At 69.9% G+C, this 17,011-nt stretch carries 10 protein-coding genes; 6 read left to right on the top strand and 4 right to left on the bottom strand.

What is annotated here, in order from left to right; all coding sequences use genetic code 11:
* Positions 1 to 14: 14 nt before the first annotated feature.
* The 3 genes from ggt to ACFQZQ_RS10765 form a co-directional block, all read right to left on the bottom strand.
* Positions 15 to 1,760, bottom strand: a complete 1,746-nt coding sequence (ggt, locus tag ACFQZQ_RS10775) for a gamma-glutamyltransferase (RefSeq protein WP_386812792.1) — start codon at positions 1,758 to 1,760, stop codon at positions 15 to 17.
* Positions 1,761 to 1,881: 121 nt separating this feature from the next.
* Positions 1,882 to 3,780, bottom strand: coding sequence for a putative bifunctional diguanylate cyclase/phosphodiesterase (locus ACFQZQ_RS10770; protein WP_386812791.1), 1,899 nt, complete (start codon positions 3,778 to 3,780; stop codon positions 1,882 to 1,884).
* Between the two features lie 347 nt (positions 3,781 to 4,127).
* Complete coding sequence (locus tag ACFQZQ_RS10765) at positions 4,128 to 4,781, bottom strand: tetratricopeptide repeat protein (protein ID WP_386812790.1); 654 nt, start codon at positions 4,779 to 4,781, stop codon at positions 4,128 to 4,130.
* Positions 4,782 to 5,029: 248 nt separating this feature from the next.
* On the opposite strand from ACFQZQ_RS10765, the gene ACFQZQ_RS10760 reads away from it, so the two are divergent.
* The 5 genes from ACFQZQ_RS10760 to ACFQZQ_RS10740 all read left to right on the top strand — a co-directional run bounded on the left by ACFQZQ_RS10760 (position 5,030) and on the right by ACFQZQ_RS10740 (position 14,869).
* On the top strand, positions 5,030 to 8,680 hold the full coding sequence (locus ACFQZQ_RS10760; protein ID WP_386812921.1) for an indolepyruvate ferredoxin oxidoreductase family protein: 3,651 nt from the start codon (positions 5,030 to 5,032) through the stop codon (positions 8,678 to 8,680).
* A 207-nt stretch (positions 8,681 to 8,887) separates the two neighbouring features.
* Complete coding sequence (locus ACFQZQ_RS10755; RefSeq protein WP_386812789.1) at positions 8,888 to 10,306, top strand: MBOAT family O-acyltransferase; 1,419 nt, start codon at positions 8,888 to 8,890, stop codon at positions 10,304 to 10,306.
* Positions 10,281 to 11,492, top strand: a complete 1,212-nt coding sequence (locus ACFQZQ_RS10750) for a hypothetical protein (RefSeq protein WP_386812788.1) — start codon at positions 10,281 to 10,283, stop codon at positions 11,490 to 11,492. The genes ACFQZQ_RS10755 and ACFQZQ_RS10750 overlap by 26 nt, the downstream gene beginning before the upstream one ends.
* A gap of 16 nt (positions 11,493 to 11,508) precedes the next feature.
* A complete protein-coding gene (locus tag ACFQZQ_RS10745) occupies positions 11,509 to 11,694 on the top strand; it encodes a DUF6537 domain-containing protein (protein ID WP_386812787.1) in 186 nt (61 codons plus the stop codon).
* A 253-nt stretch (positions 11,695 to 11,947) separates the two neighbouring features.
* On the top strand, positions 11,948 to 14,869 hold the full coding sequence (locus ACFQZQ_RS10740; protein WP_386812786.1) for an EAL domain-containing protein: 2,922 nt from the start codon (positions 11,948 to 11,950) through the stop codon (positions 14,867 to 14,869).
* Between the two features lie 55 nt (positions 14,870 to 14,924).
* Here the strand turns inward: ACFQZQ_RS10740 and ACFQZQ_RS10735 are convergent, their stop codons facing one another.
* The gene (locus tag ACFQZQ_RS10735) at positions 14,925 to 16,001 is read right to left on the bottom strand and encodes a YeiH family protein (protein WP_386812785.1); all 1,077 of its coding nucleotides are present in this window, start codon (positions 15,999 to 16,001) and stop codon (positions 14,925 to 14,927) included.
* Between the two features lie 79 nt (positions 16,002 to 16,080).
* Between ACFQZQ_RS10735 and ACFQZQ_RS10730 the strand changes: the two genes are divergently transcribed.
* Positions 16,081 to 16,992 (top strand): LysR family transcriptional regulator, encoded by a 912-nt coding sequence (locus tag ACFQZQ_RS10730; RefSeq protein WP_386812784.1) that lies wholly within the window; start codon positions 16,081 to 16,083, stop codon positions 16,990 to 16,992.
* Positions 16,993 to 17,011: the final 19 nt, after the last annotated feature.

The raw sequence follows: 17,011 nt of genomic DNA, 5'->3' as shown, positions 1-17,011 counted from the left end.
CGAGTTACGCAAGGTCAGTAGCCCGCCGCCTGGCCGTCCTTGCGCGACTCGCTGGCGCCGATGTAGCCGCCGTGCGGGTTGACCATGATCGCCTGGTAGCCGCCGTAGGGGCCGTCGGCGTAACGCACGCTGTGGCCCTTGCGCATCAGCGCGCGCACGGTCTCGTAGTCGAAGCCGGTTTCCAGGTCGAGCTCGCCGCCGTCGCTCATCACCGTCGCCTGTCCGGCCGGTTCGGTCGAGCCGTCGTGCTGGATGCGCGGCGCGTCGCCGGCTTCCTGCAGGTTCATGCCGAAGTCGACCAGGTTCATCACGATCTGGGCGTGGCCCTGCGGCTGCATCGCGCCGCCCATCAGCCCGAACGACAGCCACGGTTTGCCGGCCTTGGTCACGAACGCGGGGATGATGGTGTGGAACGGACGCTTGCCGGGGGCGAAGGAATTCGGATGATTTTCCTTCAACACGAACTGCTCGCCGCGGTCCTGGAAGATGAAGCCCAGCCCCGGCGGCGCCATGCCGCTGCCCATGCCGCGGTAGTTGGACTGGATCAGCGAGACCATCATGCCGTCGGCGTCGGCGACGGTCATGTAGATCGTGTCGCCCTCGTCGAGTTCGGCCGGCGTGGCCGGCTGCACCTCGCGCGCGGCCTTGTCCATCGAGATCAGTTTGCCGCGCTGCCTTGCGTACGGCTTGCCGATCAGCTTCTGCACCGGTGCCTTGGCGAACGCCGGATCGGCGTACCAGCGCGCGCGGTCGGCGAACGCGAGCTTCTTGGCTTCGGTGAACAGGTGCACGTGCTCGACGCTGCCGAAGCCGTAGCGCTTCAGGTCGTAGGGTTCGAGCAGGTTGAGGATCTGCAGCGCGGCGATGCCCTGGCCGTTGGGCGGCAGTTCCCAGACGTCATAGCCGCGGTAGTTGGTCGAGACCGGCTCGACCCACTCGCCGGCGTGCGTGGCCAGGTCCTCGTACGACAGGAAGCCGTCGTTGGCCTTGAAGTAGGCGTCGATGCTGCGCGCGATCTCGCCCCGATAGAACGCGTCGCGGCCGCCATCGGCGATGGCTTGCAGGGTGTTGGCGAGGTTCGGGTTCTTCCAGGTCTCGCCGCGGCGCGGCGCGCGGCGCTCGCCCTTGGCGCCGCCGTCGACGGTGAACTGCTCGGCGAAGCCCGGCCACTTCGACAGGCGCGGCACCGACGCGTTCCAGTAGTAGGCGATCACCTCGTGCACCGGGTGGCCTTCGCGCGCGTAGCGGATCGCGGGCGCCAGGTTATCGGCCATCGGCTTGCGCCCGAACTTGCCGTGCAGCGCGAACCACGCGTCGACCGTGCCCGGCACCGTCACCGGCAGCGGGCCGTGCGCCGGGATGTCGGTCAGGCCGCGGCGCTGGAACTCGGCCAGGGTCAGCGACTTGGGCGAGCGGCCCGAGCCGTTGTAGCCGTGCAGCTTCTTCGTCTTCGGGTCCCAGACGATCGCGAACAGGTCGCCGCCGACGCCATTGCCGGTGGGCTCCATCAAGCCGAGCGCGGCGTTGGCAGCGATCGCGGCGTCGACCGCGCTGCCGCCGGCCTGCATCACGTCGAGCGCGATCTGGGTGGCGAGCGGGTGCGAGGTCGCGGCCATCGCGTGCGGCGCGTAGACCTCGGAGCGGGTCGCGAACGGCTTGCCGGTGACGCGGTCGGCGGCCGCGGCCGGGATGGCGGTGACCAGGGCTGCGGCGGCGGCGGTAGCCAACAGGCCGCAGCGGATCAGGAATGCTGCCGACATGGCACGACTCCACGGAGATGATGGCGAAGAATACAGGCGGCGACGGCGCAGGCGACTGCGCCCGGTCTGGGGCGCTGCTCCGCTGGCCTGGACGGCCGCGCGCCGCCGGGCCCGCCGGTGGTCAACCCGGCGCCGCGGCGAACAGCTCGCGCAGCTGCGCCTGGGCCATTGCCGGCGCATACAGCCAGCCTTGCAGGCGCTCGACCCCGAGCGCCTGCAGCGCGTGCTGCTGCTCGAGCCGCTCGATCCCTTCGGCCACGACCTCGACCCCGAGCGCTTCGGCCAGGCCGACCACGGCGGCGACGATCGCGGCGTCGGTGCGGTCGTGCGGCAGGTCCTGCACGAAGCTCCTGTCGATTTTGAGCGTGTCGATCGGGAAGCGCTTGAGGTAGACCAGCGACGAATAGCCGGTGCCGAAATCGTCGATCGCGATGCGCACCCCCAATGCCTTGAGTTCTTGCAGCACCGCCAGGGTGCGGTCGATGTCGTGCATAAGCGTGGTTTCGGTGATCTCCAGGCACAGCCGCCCGGGCGGCAGGCCGGAGCTGGCCAGTGCGGCGGCGACATCGCCGGCCAAACCAGCGCCATCGAACTGGTGCGCGGAGACGTTGACCCGCAGCATCGGCGGCGCGTTGCCGCAATGCGGCCACTGCGCGGCGTCGACGCAGGCCTGGCCCAGCACCCAGCGGCCGACCGGCAGGATCAGGTCGGACGCTTCCAAGGTGGCGATGAACTCGGCCGCCACCACCAGGCCGTCGTCGGTGCGCCAGCGCAGCAGCGCCTCGGCGCCGGACCAACCGCCGCCGAGTTCGCGTTCGGGCTGGTAGTGCAGCTCGAAGTGGTTGTTCGCGAACGCCGCGCGCAGCGCGCGCTCCCGGCGCAGGCGCTCGACCAGTTCCTGGTGGTGGTCGATGTCGAACACTTCCACCGCGTGACGGCCTTGCTCGCGGGCGTAGTCAGCGGCTTGTTCGGCCTTGCGCATCAGCACCCGCGCATCGCTTTCGTCGACCTCGGCAAAGGCGATGCCGACCGCGGCGACTGGCTCGATCTCCTCGTGCTGCCGCGGCAGCGTCTGCACCGCGATCACGCAGCGCTCGGCCAGCCGCACCACGTCGGCCTGGCTGGCGCCGCGCGCGACCACGAACGCGAACGCATCGGCGCGCGCCCGCGCCAGGCTCAGCGGGTTGCTCGCGGGCTGGTCGCTGACCAGTTCGCGCAATCGCGGCGCGACCTGCGCCATCACGTCTTCCAGGGTCGGCGCGCTGGCGGACATTGCGGTGCCGTGCGCGGCGTTGATCCGCACGTGCACCACCGCCGCCGGGCGCGCCAACGGATGCGGCGCGGCCAGCCGCTGCCGGATCAGCTCGACCATGTAGTCACGGTTGGGCAGGTTGGTGGTGGCGTCGTGCAGCCGCAGGTGCTGCACTTCGTCCTCGGCGCGCTGCCGGCGCGCTATCTCGTGGGCCATCGCGACGTAGTCGCCCATGCTGCCGGCGAAGGCGAACTCCTCGCGGGTCCATTGCCGCGGCGAATCCACGCTCTCGTGGCAGATCACTCCGAGCAGCTGGCCTTCGATCCGCACCGGCGCGTCCAGCAACGCGCAGATGTTGTACCGGCGAAGGTAGTGGCGCAGGGCGCCGACCGAATGCGCGGTGCTCGGGTCCGACTCGACATCGGACGCGTCGATCGCGCGCACCTCCTCCAGCGTCACCGCATAGTCGTTGCCGTCGAGCGACAGGGTTTCCAGTTCCTCGGGGTGCGCGTGGCGGTCGTCGCTGCGGGTATAGGCGTGGGTGCATTGCAGGCAACGGCGCTGCGGATCGTAGCGCCAGGCATTGACCCGCTCGACCTGCAGCGCCTCGGCCGCGACCTCGCAAATCAGGCCCACCGCTCTATCGAACGTGCAGTCCGGGTGCCAGACCTCGCGCGTCAGCCGCACCAACGCGTGGGTGTAGCGCTCGGCGGACGTGTCGGTGTCGCCAGCACGCTGGGCCTTTCGCAAGGTGAAAAGCGGTGACATGGCTGGCACGCTCCGGTGCACGGGGTGGGTCGCGCCCAATACTAGTCCTCCCGCACGCACGCCAGCCATCGTGGCCGCGAATCACGGTGGCATCGCGCGTCCGCTTCGCGCGCCGCGGCCGAGCTTGGCCCGCGTCCTGCAGGTGCGGGCGTTCGGGGTAGTGGGGAGGTGGGCTGCAGGCGACACGGTCGCGCAGTCGCGGGCGTGGCCACTGCCCATTCGCGCCGGAGCGCTCGTGTCTGGAGGGTCGGCGCGGCGCACCAAGGTCTGGCGGCCGCTTGCGGGCACCCGCGACGGCGCCGGCCCTCGACGCGGGTGGTTGCTGTCGGCGAGCGCCGCGCCGGGGATTACTGCCCGGCGACGACCTTCGTCGCCCAGGCGGCCTGCACTTCGGCCAGGGTTGCGCGCTCGGCCGGCAGCCAGGCCGGCAGCAGCTGCGCGTAGCGCTGCGTGCCGGCCCACTGGTCCGGCTCGGTGCGCACGGCCGCGGCGTACCACTGCACGGCCTCGTCGCGGCGACCCAACGACCACAGCGCCAACGCGAAGGTCGGCGGCATCCACGCCGCGGTCACGCTGCGCGCGGTCATCAGCGTGCGCCACTGCTCGAGTGCCGCGGCATCGTCGCCGGCGCGGTACAGGTCCCAGCCGTAGTTCCACATCACCGCGCGCCAGGCGGCGTCGCTCGTGTCGAGGCGCTGCAGCGCGCGCGCGTACAACTCGCGGCCCAGCTCGACGCGGCCGGCCTCCATCGCCAGGTGCGCCAGCTGCGCGCGTTCGGCGCTCGCGTGCGGTTTGCGTTCGATCAGCTTGAGCAGCTTGGCCATCGCGGCCTCGCCGGTCTCGCGCACCGCGACCACCGGCTTGGTGGCGTTGGCGTCGGCATCGAAATAGAACTCGGCCGGTTTGGGCAGCGCGGTCGACGCGGCTGCTTGGGCGTGGGCGCCGGAGGCGGCCAGGGCGGCGGCCAGCGCGGCCGCGAGTACGATCGGTCGGAAATGCATGCGGTGGTCCCCCTGTGATGCCCGGCAATGCTACCCCGTACGGGGCTTTGGGTGGACCCGGCTGATACAATTCCGGGGCTAAATCCCGCGATTTTCACCGGCCCGGCTCGTTCCGGACCGGCGCACCACCAGCCGCCCCGCCTTTCCCGCAGCCACGCCGCGAGCCCCTTTCGCGCCCGGAGCCACGCATGACCAGCACCGCCGAACTCAGCTCGCCGTCCTCGGCCAACACCGGCCTGACCAACTCGGTGCTCGACGCCGACTACACGCTCGAGCACAAGTACAGCCGGGAACAGGGCCGCATCTACCTGTCGGGCGTGCAGGCCCTGGTGCGCCTTCCGCTGATGCAGCGCCTGCGCGACCAGGCCGCCGGCCTGAACACCGCCGGCTTCATCTCCGGCTACCGCGGCAGCCCGCTGGGCGGCTTCGACCTGGAGCTGTGGCGGGCGAAGAAGCACCTCGAGGCGGCCGGCGTGAAGTTCACCCCGGGCCTGAACGAGGACCTCGGCGCGACCATGGTCTGGGGCACCCAGCAGACCAACCTGTTCCCCGGCGCCAAGGTCGAGGGCGTGTACGGCATGTGGTACGGCAAGGGCCCGGGCGTGGACCGCACCGGCGACGTGTTCAAGCACGCCAACGCCGCCGGCACCTCGAAGTTCGGTGGCGTGCTGGCGCTGGCCGCCGACGACCACGCCTGCCGCAGCTCGACCCTGCCGCACGGCTCGGAAGATGAGTTCGTCAGCGCGATGATGCCGGTGCTGAATCCGGCCGGTGTGCAAGACATCCTCGAGATGGGCCTGGTTGGCTGGGCGATGAGCCGTTACACCGGCCGCTGGGTCGGCTTCAAGACGATCGCCGAGACGGTCGAGTCCTCGGCCTCGATCGACGCCAACCCGCTGGCGCTGCGGATCGTCACCCCGGACGACTTCGAGATGCCGGCCGGCGGCCTCAACATCCGCTGGCCGGATCCGCCGATGGACCAGGAGATGCGCCTGCACCGGTACGCGGTCAAGGCCGCGCAGGCGTTCGCCCGCGCCAACGGCATCGACCGCACCGTGATCGATTCGCCGCGCGCGCGGCTGGGCATCGTCACCACCGGCAAGTCCTACCTCGACGTGCTGCAGGCACTCGAGTACCTCGGCCTTGATGAGCAGGCCTGCGCCGACCTCGGCATTCGCGTCTACAAGGTCGGCATGACCTGGCCGCTGGAGCCGGTCGGCATCGCCAACTTCGCCAAGGGCTTGGAAGACATCGTCGTCGTCGAGGAGAAGCGCGCCTTCATCGAGCGGCAGATGAAGGAGTACATGTACAACTGGTCGCACGGTGCGCGCCCGAGCATCGTCGGCAAGTACGACGAGTCCGGCGAGTGGATCCTGCCGAGCACCGGCGAGCTGACCCCGGCCACGATCGCCGGCGTGATCGGCCGCCGCATCCAGAAATTCCACGACAGCGAACAGATCCGCGACGTGCTGCAGTGGATGGCGCAGAAGGAATCCGAGCTCGCCCTGCCGCGCGCGCAGTTCCCGCGCGTGCCGCACTACTGCTCGGGCTGCCCGCACAACACCTCGACCGTGGTCCCGGAAGGTTCGCGCGCGCTCGGCGGCATCGGCTGCCACTACATGGTCACGTGGATGGACCGCAGCACCGACACCTTCACCCACATGGGCGGCGAAGGCGTGACCTGGTCGGGGCAGGCGGCGTTCACCGAAACCCAGCACGTGTTCCAGAACCTCGGCGACGGCACCTACTTTCACTCCGGTTCGCTCGCGATCCGGCAATCCGTGGCCACGGGCGTCAACATCACCTACAAGATCCTCTACAACGACGCGGTCGCGATGACCGGCGGCCAGCCGGTGGACGGCACCCTGACCGTGCCGCAGATCGCGCACCAGGTGCGCTCAGAAGGCGTGCAAACAATCGTGCTGCTGTCGGACGACATCGAGAAGTGGTCCGACCGGTCGCTGTTCCCGAGCGGCCTCGAATACTACGACCGCAAGGAACTGGACGCGGTGCAGAAGCGCCTGCGCGAAGTGAAGGGCACCTCGGTGCTGATCTTCGACCAGACCTGCGCCACCGAAAAGCGCCGCCGCCGCAAGCGCGGCAAGATGGTCGACCCGCAAAAGCGCGTCATGATCAACTCGCTGGTCTGCGAAGGCTGCGGCGACTGCGGCAAGAAGTCGTTCTGCGTGTCGGTGCTCCCGAAGGAAACCGAGTTCGGCCGCAAGCGCGACATCGACCAGTCCAACTGCAACAAGGACTATTCCTGCGTGAATGGTTTTTGCCCGAGCTTCGTCACCGTCCACGGCGGCGCGCTGCGCAAGAAGAAGGGCTCGGGCGCGAAGGACCTGCTCGCGAACCTGCCGCTGCCGACCCTGCCCGCGCTCGACCAGCCCTGGAACATCCTGCTGACCGGCGTCGGCGGCACCGGCGTGGTCACGATCGGCGCGCTGCTCGGCATGGCCGGCCACCTGGAGGGCAAGGGCGCGAGCGTGCTCGACCAGACCGGGCTGGCGCAGAAGGGCGGCGCGGTCACCACCCACATCCGCATCGCGAACGCACCGGGCGACATCCACGCGGTGCGCATCGCCGCCGGCGAGGCCGACCTGGTGCTGGGCTGCGACATGGTCGTGGTCAACGACTACTGGGTGCTGTCGAAGATCCGCAGCGGTCGCGCCCAGGTCGTGCTCAACACCTACGAGGCGATGCCGGGCACGTTCACCACCCGCCCGGACATGCAGTTCCCGGCCACCGACATCGTCGCCGCGATCAACAGCGCGCTGGGCGGCAGCGGCTTGCACCAGGTCGATGCGACCCAGCTCGCGACCGCGCTGATGGGCGACGCGATCGCGACCAACCTGTTCATCCTCGGCTACGCCTGGCAGAAGGGCCTGGTGCCGCTGGCGTTCGACTCGATCATGCGCGCGGTCGAACTCAACGGCGCCGCGATCGAGATGAACAAGACCGCGTTCGCGTGGGGCCGCCTGGCGGTGGTCGATCCGCAGGCGGTCGCCGAGGCCGCCGGCCTGATCCGCAACGCGCAGACCACGGCCGAGTCGACCCCGCACGCACTGCCGATGTTGTCGCCGGGCGAGTGGGAAGGCCACGAGTGGGGCGCCAATGCGGCCCCCGCGCCGAGCCGCAACGGCGACGACTTGCGCCACCTGCCGAACTCGAGCGGCGGCGCCGCGACCCACAACGGCGACCAGCTCGCGTTCGCACCACTCGACGACGCACGCCTGTCTCGCTCGCTCGATGAACTGATCAGCCGCCGCGTCGCGTTCCTGACCGACTACCAGGACGCCGCGTACGCGAACCGCTACTCGAGCTTCGTCAGCCGCGTGCGCGACGCCGAGGCCAACCGCGCGCCGGGCAGCACCGACCTCACCGAGGCGGTCGCGCGTTACGCGTTCAAGCTGATGGCCTACAAGGACGAGTACGAGGTCGCGCGCCTGTACACCAGCGGCGATTTCAAGAAGAAGCTCGAGCAGCAGTACGAGGGCGACTACAAGCTCAAGTTCCACCTCGCCCCGCCGCTGCTAGCCAAGAAGGACGCGCAGGGCCGGCTGATCAAGCAGGAATTCGGTGGCTGGGTGCTGCCGGCGTTCAAGCTGATGGCCAAGCTCAAGTTCCTGCGCGGCGGCGCGTTCGACATCTTCGGCAAGACCGAGGAGCGGCGGATGGAACGCCAGCTGATCGTCGATTACTTCACGACGATTGAAAACCTGCTGGCCACGCTCGATGCCGGCAACATCGACCTCGCCGCGCAGATTGCCAGCGTGCCCGAGCACATCCGCGGCTACGGCCATGTCAAGGAAGCGCACCTGCACGAGGCCAAGACGCGCGAAGCGGCGCTGCTGGCGCAGTGGCGCAACCCGCTGCGGCTGGTGCAGGTGGCGTAACCCGCCACCGCGCCAACGCAGCCCCGAAGCCCCGCCCAGGCGGGGCTTTTTTCTGCGCAACCCGCTCAGGTCGGATCAGCTCGCGCAGCGCCGTATCCGGCGTTTTGCAGCTTGGTCCGCCTCACCCGCGTTGGCCTATCGCCGGCGAGTGCCGCGTTCTTTCGCTAGTGCCCGACCGCCCCGCGATCGGCCTGACTGGGGACGCGGATGGTCTTCAACTCGCTGACGTTCGTTGTGTTCTTCGCGCTGGTACTTGTACTGCATGCGCTGCCGCTGCGCTGGACCACGAAGAAGATCAACCTGCTGGTGGCCAGCTACCTGTTCTATGCGGCGTGGAACCCGCCGTTCGTGATCCTGTTGTGGGTGTCGACCGTAGTCGACTGGTGGGCGGCGAAGAAACTGGTCGATGCCGAGAAGCCGCACGCACGGCGCGCCTGGATGCTGCTGTCGGTGGTTGTGAACCTCGGCATGCTGGGTTACTTCAAGTACGGCGGCTTCTTGATGGACAACTTCGAGACGCTGATGGCCTCGCTGGACGTGGTCTACCAACCGCCCGAACTAGACATCGTGCTGCCGGTCGGCATTTCGTTCTACACCTTCGCCACGCTGTCCTACACGCTCGACATTTACCTGCGCCGCGCCCGGCCTGCGCGCAACTTCCTCGACTACGCGCTGTTCGTGACCTTCTTCCCGCACCTGGTCGCCGGGCCGATCATGCGCCCGACCGAGCTGGTGCCGCAGTTCGCGCACGAGCGCCGCGCCAGCGCCGACCAGCTGCGTTTCGGCCTGACGCTAATGGTCCTGGGGTTGTTCCAGAAGGTCGTGCTGGCCGACGCGTTTCTGGCGCCGGCGGCCGAAGCGGTCTACGACACGCCAGGCCGGCTGGCCGGCGCGCTGGACGCATGGATGGGGACGCTCGCCTTCAGCGGCCAGATCTTCTGCGACTTCGCCGGCTATTCGACTACCGCGATCGGCGCGGCGATGTGCCTCGGGTTCGCCATGCCGGACAACTTCCGGTTCCCGTATGCGGCGGTGGGCTTCTCCGATTTCTGGCGGCGTTGGCACATCACCTTGTCGGCGTGGCTGCGCGATTACCTCTACATCCCGCTCGGCGGCAGTCGCCATGGCGAAGCGCGCACCTATTTCGCGCTGATGGCGACCATGCTGCTCGGTGGCCTGTGGCATGGCGCGAGCTGGACATTCGTGGTCTGGGGCGGGCTGCACGGACTGTATCTGGCAGTCGAACGCGCGCTGCGTGCGCGCTCCAAGGGCTATCGTCCGGGGCCACTGGCGATGCTCGGCTTGGGCCTGTTGACCTACGCGCTGATCAACATCACCTGGGTGTTCTTCCGCGCCAAGGGCTTCGAGCAGGCGTGGGGAGTGCTGCGCGGCATGTTCGGTGGCAACGCGAAGGCAACACCCATCCTGAGCACGGCGCATCTGGCGATGGTGGCGCTGATCGTCGGCGGCATCGTGACCGCGCACTGGCTGATGCGCAGCCGCACGCTGGAAGCGATGCTCGCGCGGCAACACCCGGTGCCGCTGTCGGCGGCGCTGGGCCTGATGGCGTTCGCGGTGGTGGCCGCACAGGGAGCGGGCAATGCCTTCATCTACTTCCAGTTCTGAGCTGGCCGCGGACGTCGCGATGGCGATGGCCGGCGACGGCGGCATGGCAACCGCGGACCGTTTCGAGCGCCCCGGCTTCGTACGGCTAACGGCCTCCGACCGGCCCGGCGTCGCGCAGCCGGTACCGGAACGCGACATCCCCCCGCAGCCGTGGGGACGCATCCTGCTCGGCGCGCTGGTGCTGTTCCTGCTGCTGATGGCGGCCTGGGAGTGGCACTGGCGCGCGTTCGGCGCGACGCCGGCGTACCGCAACAGCGACGGCGCATGGACCCTGCAACGCCGCCGCATCGATCACGGCGAAGGCGACGCCACAGTGCTGCTCGGCTCGTCGCGCATGCTCTCGGATGTGCAGCTGCCGGTGTGGGAGCGCCTGTCCGGGCGCCGTCCAATCCAACTGGCGCTGGAGGGCACCACTCCCACGGTTCCGCTGGAGCAGCTGGCCGACGATCCCGACTTCACCGGCCGTCTGCTGGTCGACATTACAGCGAACCTGTTCCGGGCCGGCGGCGCCGGCGGCGCGCGCGTCAGCGCGTTCAAGCGCTATCGCGAAGAAGGGCCGTCGCAGCGGATCGGCCAGTGGCTGTCGATGCGGCTGCTGGAGCCGTACCTGGCATTCTACGATCCCGACTTCGCCCTCGCGCGCGTGGTCCGGCGGCAGGCCTGGCCGCAACGGCCCGGGCTTGCGCCGCGGCCCGCGGTGCGCAAGCTCTTCGTTGGCACGGCCGATCGCAACAACCGGCTATGGGACAAACTCGAACACGATCCGCGGTACTTGGCGGAGGTGCGCGACGGCTGGGCCAAGTTGAACTGGCAGGCCCCGCCACCGACGCCGGCCGAGCAGGCGAAATTGCCGCGCCAGCGCGAAGAGACCCTCCAGCGCGTGGTCGCTGCCGTGGCGAAGCTGCGTGCCCGCGGCGTGCAGGTGATCTTCATCCGCCATCCCACTGTTGGGCCGTATGCCGCCTTCGACAACAAAACCGTCCCGCGCGCGGACAGCTGGGACCTGCTGCTCGCGCGCACCGGCGCGCCTGGCATCCATTTCGAGGATTACCCGGAACTGCAGGGCTACTGGCTACCCGAGTGGTCGCACATGGCTGCAGCGGACGCGGACCGCTACACCGTCGCGCTGTACCGCATCCTCGAACGCGAGCACGGCTGGGCGCCACCCTCCCCGGCTCCGCGCTAGGACCGCCGCTGGCAGGGTGGACGCCGTTGCTGGAAGCCACCACGCCGGCAACGTCGACCTCGCCGCGCAGATCGCCAGCGTGCCCGAGCACATCCGCGGCTACGGCCACGTCAAGGAAGCGCACCTGCACGAGGCCAAGGCGCGCGAAGCGACGCTGCTGGCGCAGTGGCGCAACCCGCTGCGGCTGGTGCAGGTGTCGTAACCCGCCACCGCGCCAACGCAGCCCCGAAGCCCCGCCCAGGCGGGCTTTTTTCTGCGCAGTGGGTTTTTCGGCGGTGTCGTGCAACGGCAGATCAGGACCACGCGCGGCAGCCGCGCGCGCGTTCGCGTGCCCGCAACCGCGACAGCGGTCGCACTTTTTGCATGGTTCAGAGTGCTGACTGGCTTGACTTCGCGTCTCTCACCGGGGCCGTGGTAGAGCTGGCATCCCGAAATCCACGTTCCGTCCCACCGCGATGCCTGCACGCACCGACATCCTGCCCCCGCTCGCGGCTTCGTCGCTGGCCTGGCTCATGCCCCTGATGGACGCCACCACGCCGCGCGCGGTGGCGCTGGCCACGGTGGAGCTGGTGCGCGGCCTGCCCGGCTGTCGCGGCGTGCGCGTGCTGTGGGATTTGAACGGCGCCGAAGGCCCGGCGAGCGAGCCGGCGCAACCGATCGCCAGCGACGACATCGCCGCCGACCTCGACCTGGCCTTCGCCGTCTCCGCCGACGACCTGCCCCGACTGGCGCCGCAGCCGCGCGCGCGCTTGGCGATCCCGCTGTGGCGCAGCGCCGCGGTGGTGCTGGTGGAACTCGACCAGCGCAGCCGCGCGACGCAACTGCTCGAGCACGCCGCCGAACCGCTGCAGATCGCCGACCAGCGCCTGCGCCACGCCCTGGAGATCGCCGAGCTGCACGGCACGCTGGCACGGCTGGAGCATTCCGAGCTGGTGCAGCGCGCGCTGTTCGAGATTTCCGACCTGGCCGGCTCCGACCGCGACATGCCCGACCTGCTCAAGGGCATCCATGCCGTCGTCGGCACGCTGATGCATGCCGAGAACTTCTTCATCGTGCGCCTGGAGGACGACCTCATCCGCTTCCTCTACTTCGCCGACGTCGAGGATCCGCCGCCGGACGGCGACGTGCGCCTGGGCGACCGCGAGGGCACCCTGACCTGGTACCTGCTGCACGGCGGCAAGCCGCTGCGCGGCGATGCCGAGCAGCTGCGCGCGCAGGTGTCCGGCCCGCTGCACATGTTCGGCACCGACAGCCAGGACTGGCTCGGCGTGCCGATGCTGCGCGACGGCGTGGTGCAGGGCGCGATCGTGCTGCAGAGCTACGAACGCCGGGGCGTCTACTCGGCCGAGGACCAGGCGCTGCTCGGTTTCGTCGGCAGCCACATCCTCACCGCGCTGGAGCGCAAGCGCACCCAGGACGACCTCGAACACAGCGTCCACCAGCGCACCCTGGAACTGGCCGAGGCCAACCGAGGCCTGCAGTTGGAGATCGTCGAGCGCGAACGCGCCGAGCGGCTGCAGGCGGCGCTGTTCCAGATCGCTCAGCTGGCCACGGCCGGCATCGACGAGGACGCGTTCTACCGCAGCATCCACGACGTGGTCGGCAAGCTGCTCAACGCCGAGAATTTCTACATCGGCCTGCTGTCGGACGACCGCCAGCTACTCGAGTTCCCCTACTTCGTCGACGACCAGCAATGCGGCCATCCGGCCCGCCCGCTCGCGCGCGGACTGAGCGAGCACGTGCTGCGCCATGCCAGGCCGCTGCTCGCTGACCACGGCCTGATCCGGGCGATGGCCGCGCGCGGCGAGATCGAGCTGCCGTTCGGCGATCGGCCGTCGGTGTGGTGGCTCGGGGTGCCACTGGTGTCCGGCGACGAGGTGGTCGGGCTGATCGTGGTGCAAAGCTACGACCCGGCGGTGCTTTACGGCCCCGCCGACCAGGAGTTGCTCGGCTTCGTCGCCTCGCAGATCGCCAACAGCCTCAACCGCCGCCGCGCGTTGCAGATCCAGCAGCAGGCCTACGCCTTGCTCGAGGACCGCGTGCAGGAGCGCACCCACGAACTGCGCAAGGAAATCCACGAGCGCGAGCGCATCCAGGACCAGCTCGAGCACGAGGTCATGCACGACGCGCTGACCGGGCTGCCGAACCGCGGCCACCTGCTCGACCGCATCGAGCGCGTGCTCGCGCACGTGCGCCACGATCCACGCCGGCGCTGCGCGCTGCTGTACCTGGATGTCGACCGCTTCAAGGTGATCAACGACAGCCTCGGCCACCTCGCCGGCGACGAGGTGCTGCGCCAGGTCGCCCAGCGCCTGCAGTCGTGCGTGCGCGAACCGGACCTGGTCGCGCGCCTGTCCGGCGACGAATTCGCGATCCTGCTGGACGACGTCGACGTGCCGCAGACCGCGTTCCACGTCGCCCAGCGCGTGCTCGACGTGCTCGGCACGCCGATGCAGGTCGCCGGCAAGACGCTCGAGCCGTCGGCCAGCATCGGCATCGCGGTCGGCAACGACGACTACCACGATGCCGACGAGTTGCTGCGCGACGCCGACACCGCGCTTTATCGCGCCAAGGGGCTGGGCCGCAAGCGCTTCGAGATGTTCGACGAGACGCTCAAGCGCAACGCGATCGACGTGCTGGCCATGGAGGCGGAACTGCGCACCGGCCTGCTGACGGATCACTTCGAGCCGCATTTCCAGCCGATCGTGCGCCTGCTCGACGGCGACGTGGTCGGGCACGAGGCGCTGCTGCGCTGGCACCACCCGTTGCATGGCCTGCTCAGACCGGCCGACTTCCTGCAGGTCGCCGAGGACAGCGGCTGCATCGAGGCGATCGACTGGCGCATGTTCGAACTGAGCTGCCAGCTCGCCACGCGCTTCCCCGAAGACCGCTACGTGACCATCAACGTCGCGCCGCGGCACTTCCGCCGCGACGACTTCGACCAGCGCCTGCTCGGCATCGTGCGCGACAGCGGACTGGCGCCGGCACGGCTGGTGATCGAGGTCACCGAGGGCTCGCTGCTCGACGATCCCGACCGCGTGCGGGCGACCCTGGGCCGCCTGCAGGCCGCCGGCGTCGGCGCCGCGCTCGACGACTTTGGCACCGGCTACTCCTCGCTCAGCTACCTGCACACCTTCCCGCTGCGCGTGCTCAAGATCGACCGCGCGTTCGTCGCCGAACTGGGCAAGGAAGGCAAGGACAACAGCGCATCGGTGATCGCCGCGGTGCTGGCTTTGGCCCGGGCCCTGGGCATGGGCGTGGTCGCCGAAGGCATCGAGACCAGCGAGCAGCGCGCCGCGCTGATCGGGCTGGGTTGCGAGTTCGGTCAGGGCTACCTGTTCGGGCACCCGGCACCGATCGGCACCTGGGTGGATTAGCGCGGCGCCGGGGCGGGCCGCACCCGCGCGGTGGTCGACACGCCGCCGGCGGCACCTAGGCCGCCGTCGCCAACATACCGCCGACCGCGAGGTTGAGCGCCCAGCCGCCGACCACCAGCACCGCGAACAGGCTCGCCGCCAGCACCAGCGGCCGCATTCCGGCGTGGCGAACTGCGCCGACGTGGGTGCGCAGGCCGAGCGCGGCCATCGCCATCGCCAGCAACGCGGTGTCGAGCTGCACGATCGCCGCGACCGACGCCGGCGGCAGCAGCTGCAAGGAGTTGAAGCCGCTGACGACGATGAACAGCACCGCGAACCAGGGCACGGTGACCCGACCGCGTGCGCCCGCGGCAACATCGCCGCCGCCAGCGCCTTGGCGCAAGCGCGCCGACAGTAGCAGCAGGAACGGCGCGAGCAGCATCACCCGCAGCATCTTCTCGATCACCGCGACCGACGCGGCGTGTTCGCCCACCGCCTTGCCGGCGACCACCACCTGCGCAACCTCGTGGATGGTCGAGCCGACGTAGATCCCGTAGGCATGCTCGCTGAAGCCCAAGTGCGGGTACAGCCACGGGTACACGAACATGCCCAGGGTGCCGAACACCACCACCGTCGCAACCGCGACCGCCACTTGGGGCGCCTGCCCGCGCACCACCGGCTGCGCGGCCATCACCGCCGCCGCGCCGCAGATCGCGCTGCCGGCGCCGATCAGCATCGCGGTCTCGCGGTCGAGCTTGAACACGCGCGTACCCAGCCACACCGCCAGCCCGAACACCGACGCGACCACCACCAGCGCGATCAGCAGGCCGGCGACGCCGACCCCGGCGATGTCCTGGAAGGTGACCCGGAATCCGTACAGCACGATGCCGACGCGCAGCAGCGTGCTGCGCGAGAAGTCCACGCCGGCCGCGGTGTGCGCCGCGATCGCCGGGAACACGCTGTTGCCGATCGCGATGCCGAGCACGATCGCCAGCGTCAGCGCGCTCAGGCCCATGCCCTGCACCCGCGGCAGTCCGGCAACCGCGATCGCCACGGCCGCGATCACCGCGGCGAGCAGCAGCCCGAGCCAAAACGCGTGCGGGCGATGGCGTGGCAGGGAAACAGGCGAGGACGCGCTGGCGGCGTGGGCCACGGATCGATCCAGGGGCGGAAAAGGCGGCCAGCGTGGACGCGGGGCCTCGATGAGTCCAATGCATATACTTCAAGCCCCGATGAACTCAGGTCATACCGTGAACCTGCACCTGCTGCGCATGTTCGTCGCCGTGGTCGAGCACCAGGGCTTCTCGCGCGCGGCCGAGTCGCTGTTCGTCACCCAGTCGGCGGTGTCCAAGGGCGTGCGCGAACTCGAGCACCAGCTCGCGCTGCCGCTGGTCGAGCGTGGCGCGGGCAGCGGCACTTCGTCCGGACGCGGCGTGCGCCTGACCGACGGCGGCCAGGCGCTGTACGAGCACGCGCGCGGGATCTTCGCGATGGAGCGCCTGGCGCTGGAGGACGTGCGCGACCGGGTCGGCCTGCGCAAGGGCTGGCTGCGCGTCGGCGCCAGCACCACCGTCGCCGGCTACTGGCTGCCGCCGCTGGTCGCCCGCTTCATGCAGCAGTTCCCGGACGTGCAGGTCGAATTGCAGGTTGGCAACACCGGCGACACCAGCCGCGCGATCGTCGATGGCCGCCTCGACGTGGCGTACGTCGAGGGCGCGGTCGACGACCCGCGCATCGTCGCCACGTTTTGGCGCAGCGAACCGCTGCAGGTCGTGGAAGCCGGCGATGCCACGCGCGGCGCGAGCCGGCGGCCGACGCCGGCCGCGCTCAACCGGGAGACCTGGCTGGTGCGCGAACCGGGTTCCGGCACCCGCCAGGTCGCCGACGCGCTGCTCGCCGCGCGCGGCATCGCGCCGCAGCGGCAGGTCGAAATCGGCAGCAACGAGGCGATCGCGCACGCGGTCGCGCACGGCGCCGGGATGGCGGTGCTGCCGGCGGCGGTGGTCGCCGACCTGATCGCGACCGGGCGCCTGCGCACGGTGCGGGTCGGGGCTGACAAGGATTTCTCGCGGCCGCTGTTCCGGCTGGAGCTGGCCGGTAGGCCGCGGCCGCCGTCGGTGGTCGCGTTCCTGGCGTTGCTGTAAGCGCCGGCGCGGCGCTGGC

Source organism: Lysobacter koreensis (genome assembly GCF_042677045.1).
Lineage (GTDB): Bacteria > Pseudomonadota > Gammaproteobacteria > Xanthomonadales > Xanthomonadaceae > Lysobacter_K > Lysobacter_K koreensis.
Note: the sequence above shows the minus strand (reverse complement) of the source record. Positions and strands in the feature narration are given on the sequence as shown.

Coding starts and splice junctions, on each gene's coding strand:
- ggt (WP_386812792.1), bottom strand. CDS start 1,760: ATGTCGGCAGCATTCCTGATCCGCTGCGGCCTGTTGGCTACCGCCGCC.
- ACFQZQ_RS10770 (WP_386812791.1), bottom strand. CDS start 3,780: ATGTCACCGCTTTTCACCTTGCGAAAGGCCCAGCGTGCTGGCGACACC.
- ACFQZQ_RS10765 (WP_386812790.1), bottom strand. CDS start 4,781: ATGCATTTCCGACCGATCGTACTCGCGGCCGCGCTGGCCGCCGCCCTG.
- ACFQZQ_RS10755 (WP_386812789.1), top strand. CDS start 8,888: ATGGTCTTCAACTCGCTGACGTTCGTTGTGTTCTTCGCGCTGGTACTT.
- ACFQZQ_RS10750 (WP_386812788.1), top strand. CDS start 10,281: ATGCCTTCATCTACTTCCAGTTCTGAGCTGGCCGCGGACGTCGCGATG.
- ACFQZQ_RS10740 (WP_386812786.1), top strand. CDS start 11,948: ATGCCTGCACGCACCGACATCCTGCCCCCGCTCGCGGCTTCGTCGCTG.
- ACFQZQ_RS10730 (WP_386812784.1), top strand. CDS start 16,081: ATGAACTCAGGTCATACCGTGAACCTGCACCTGCTGCGCATGTTCGTC.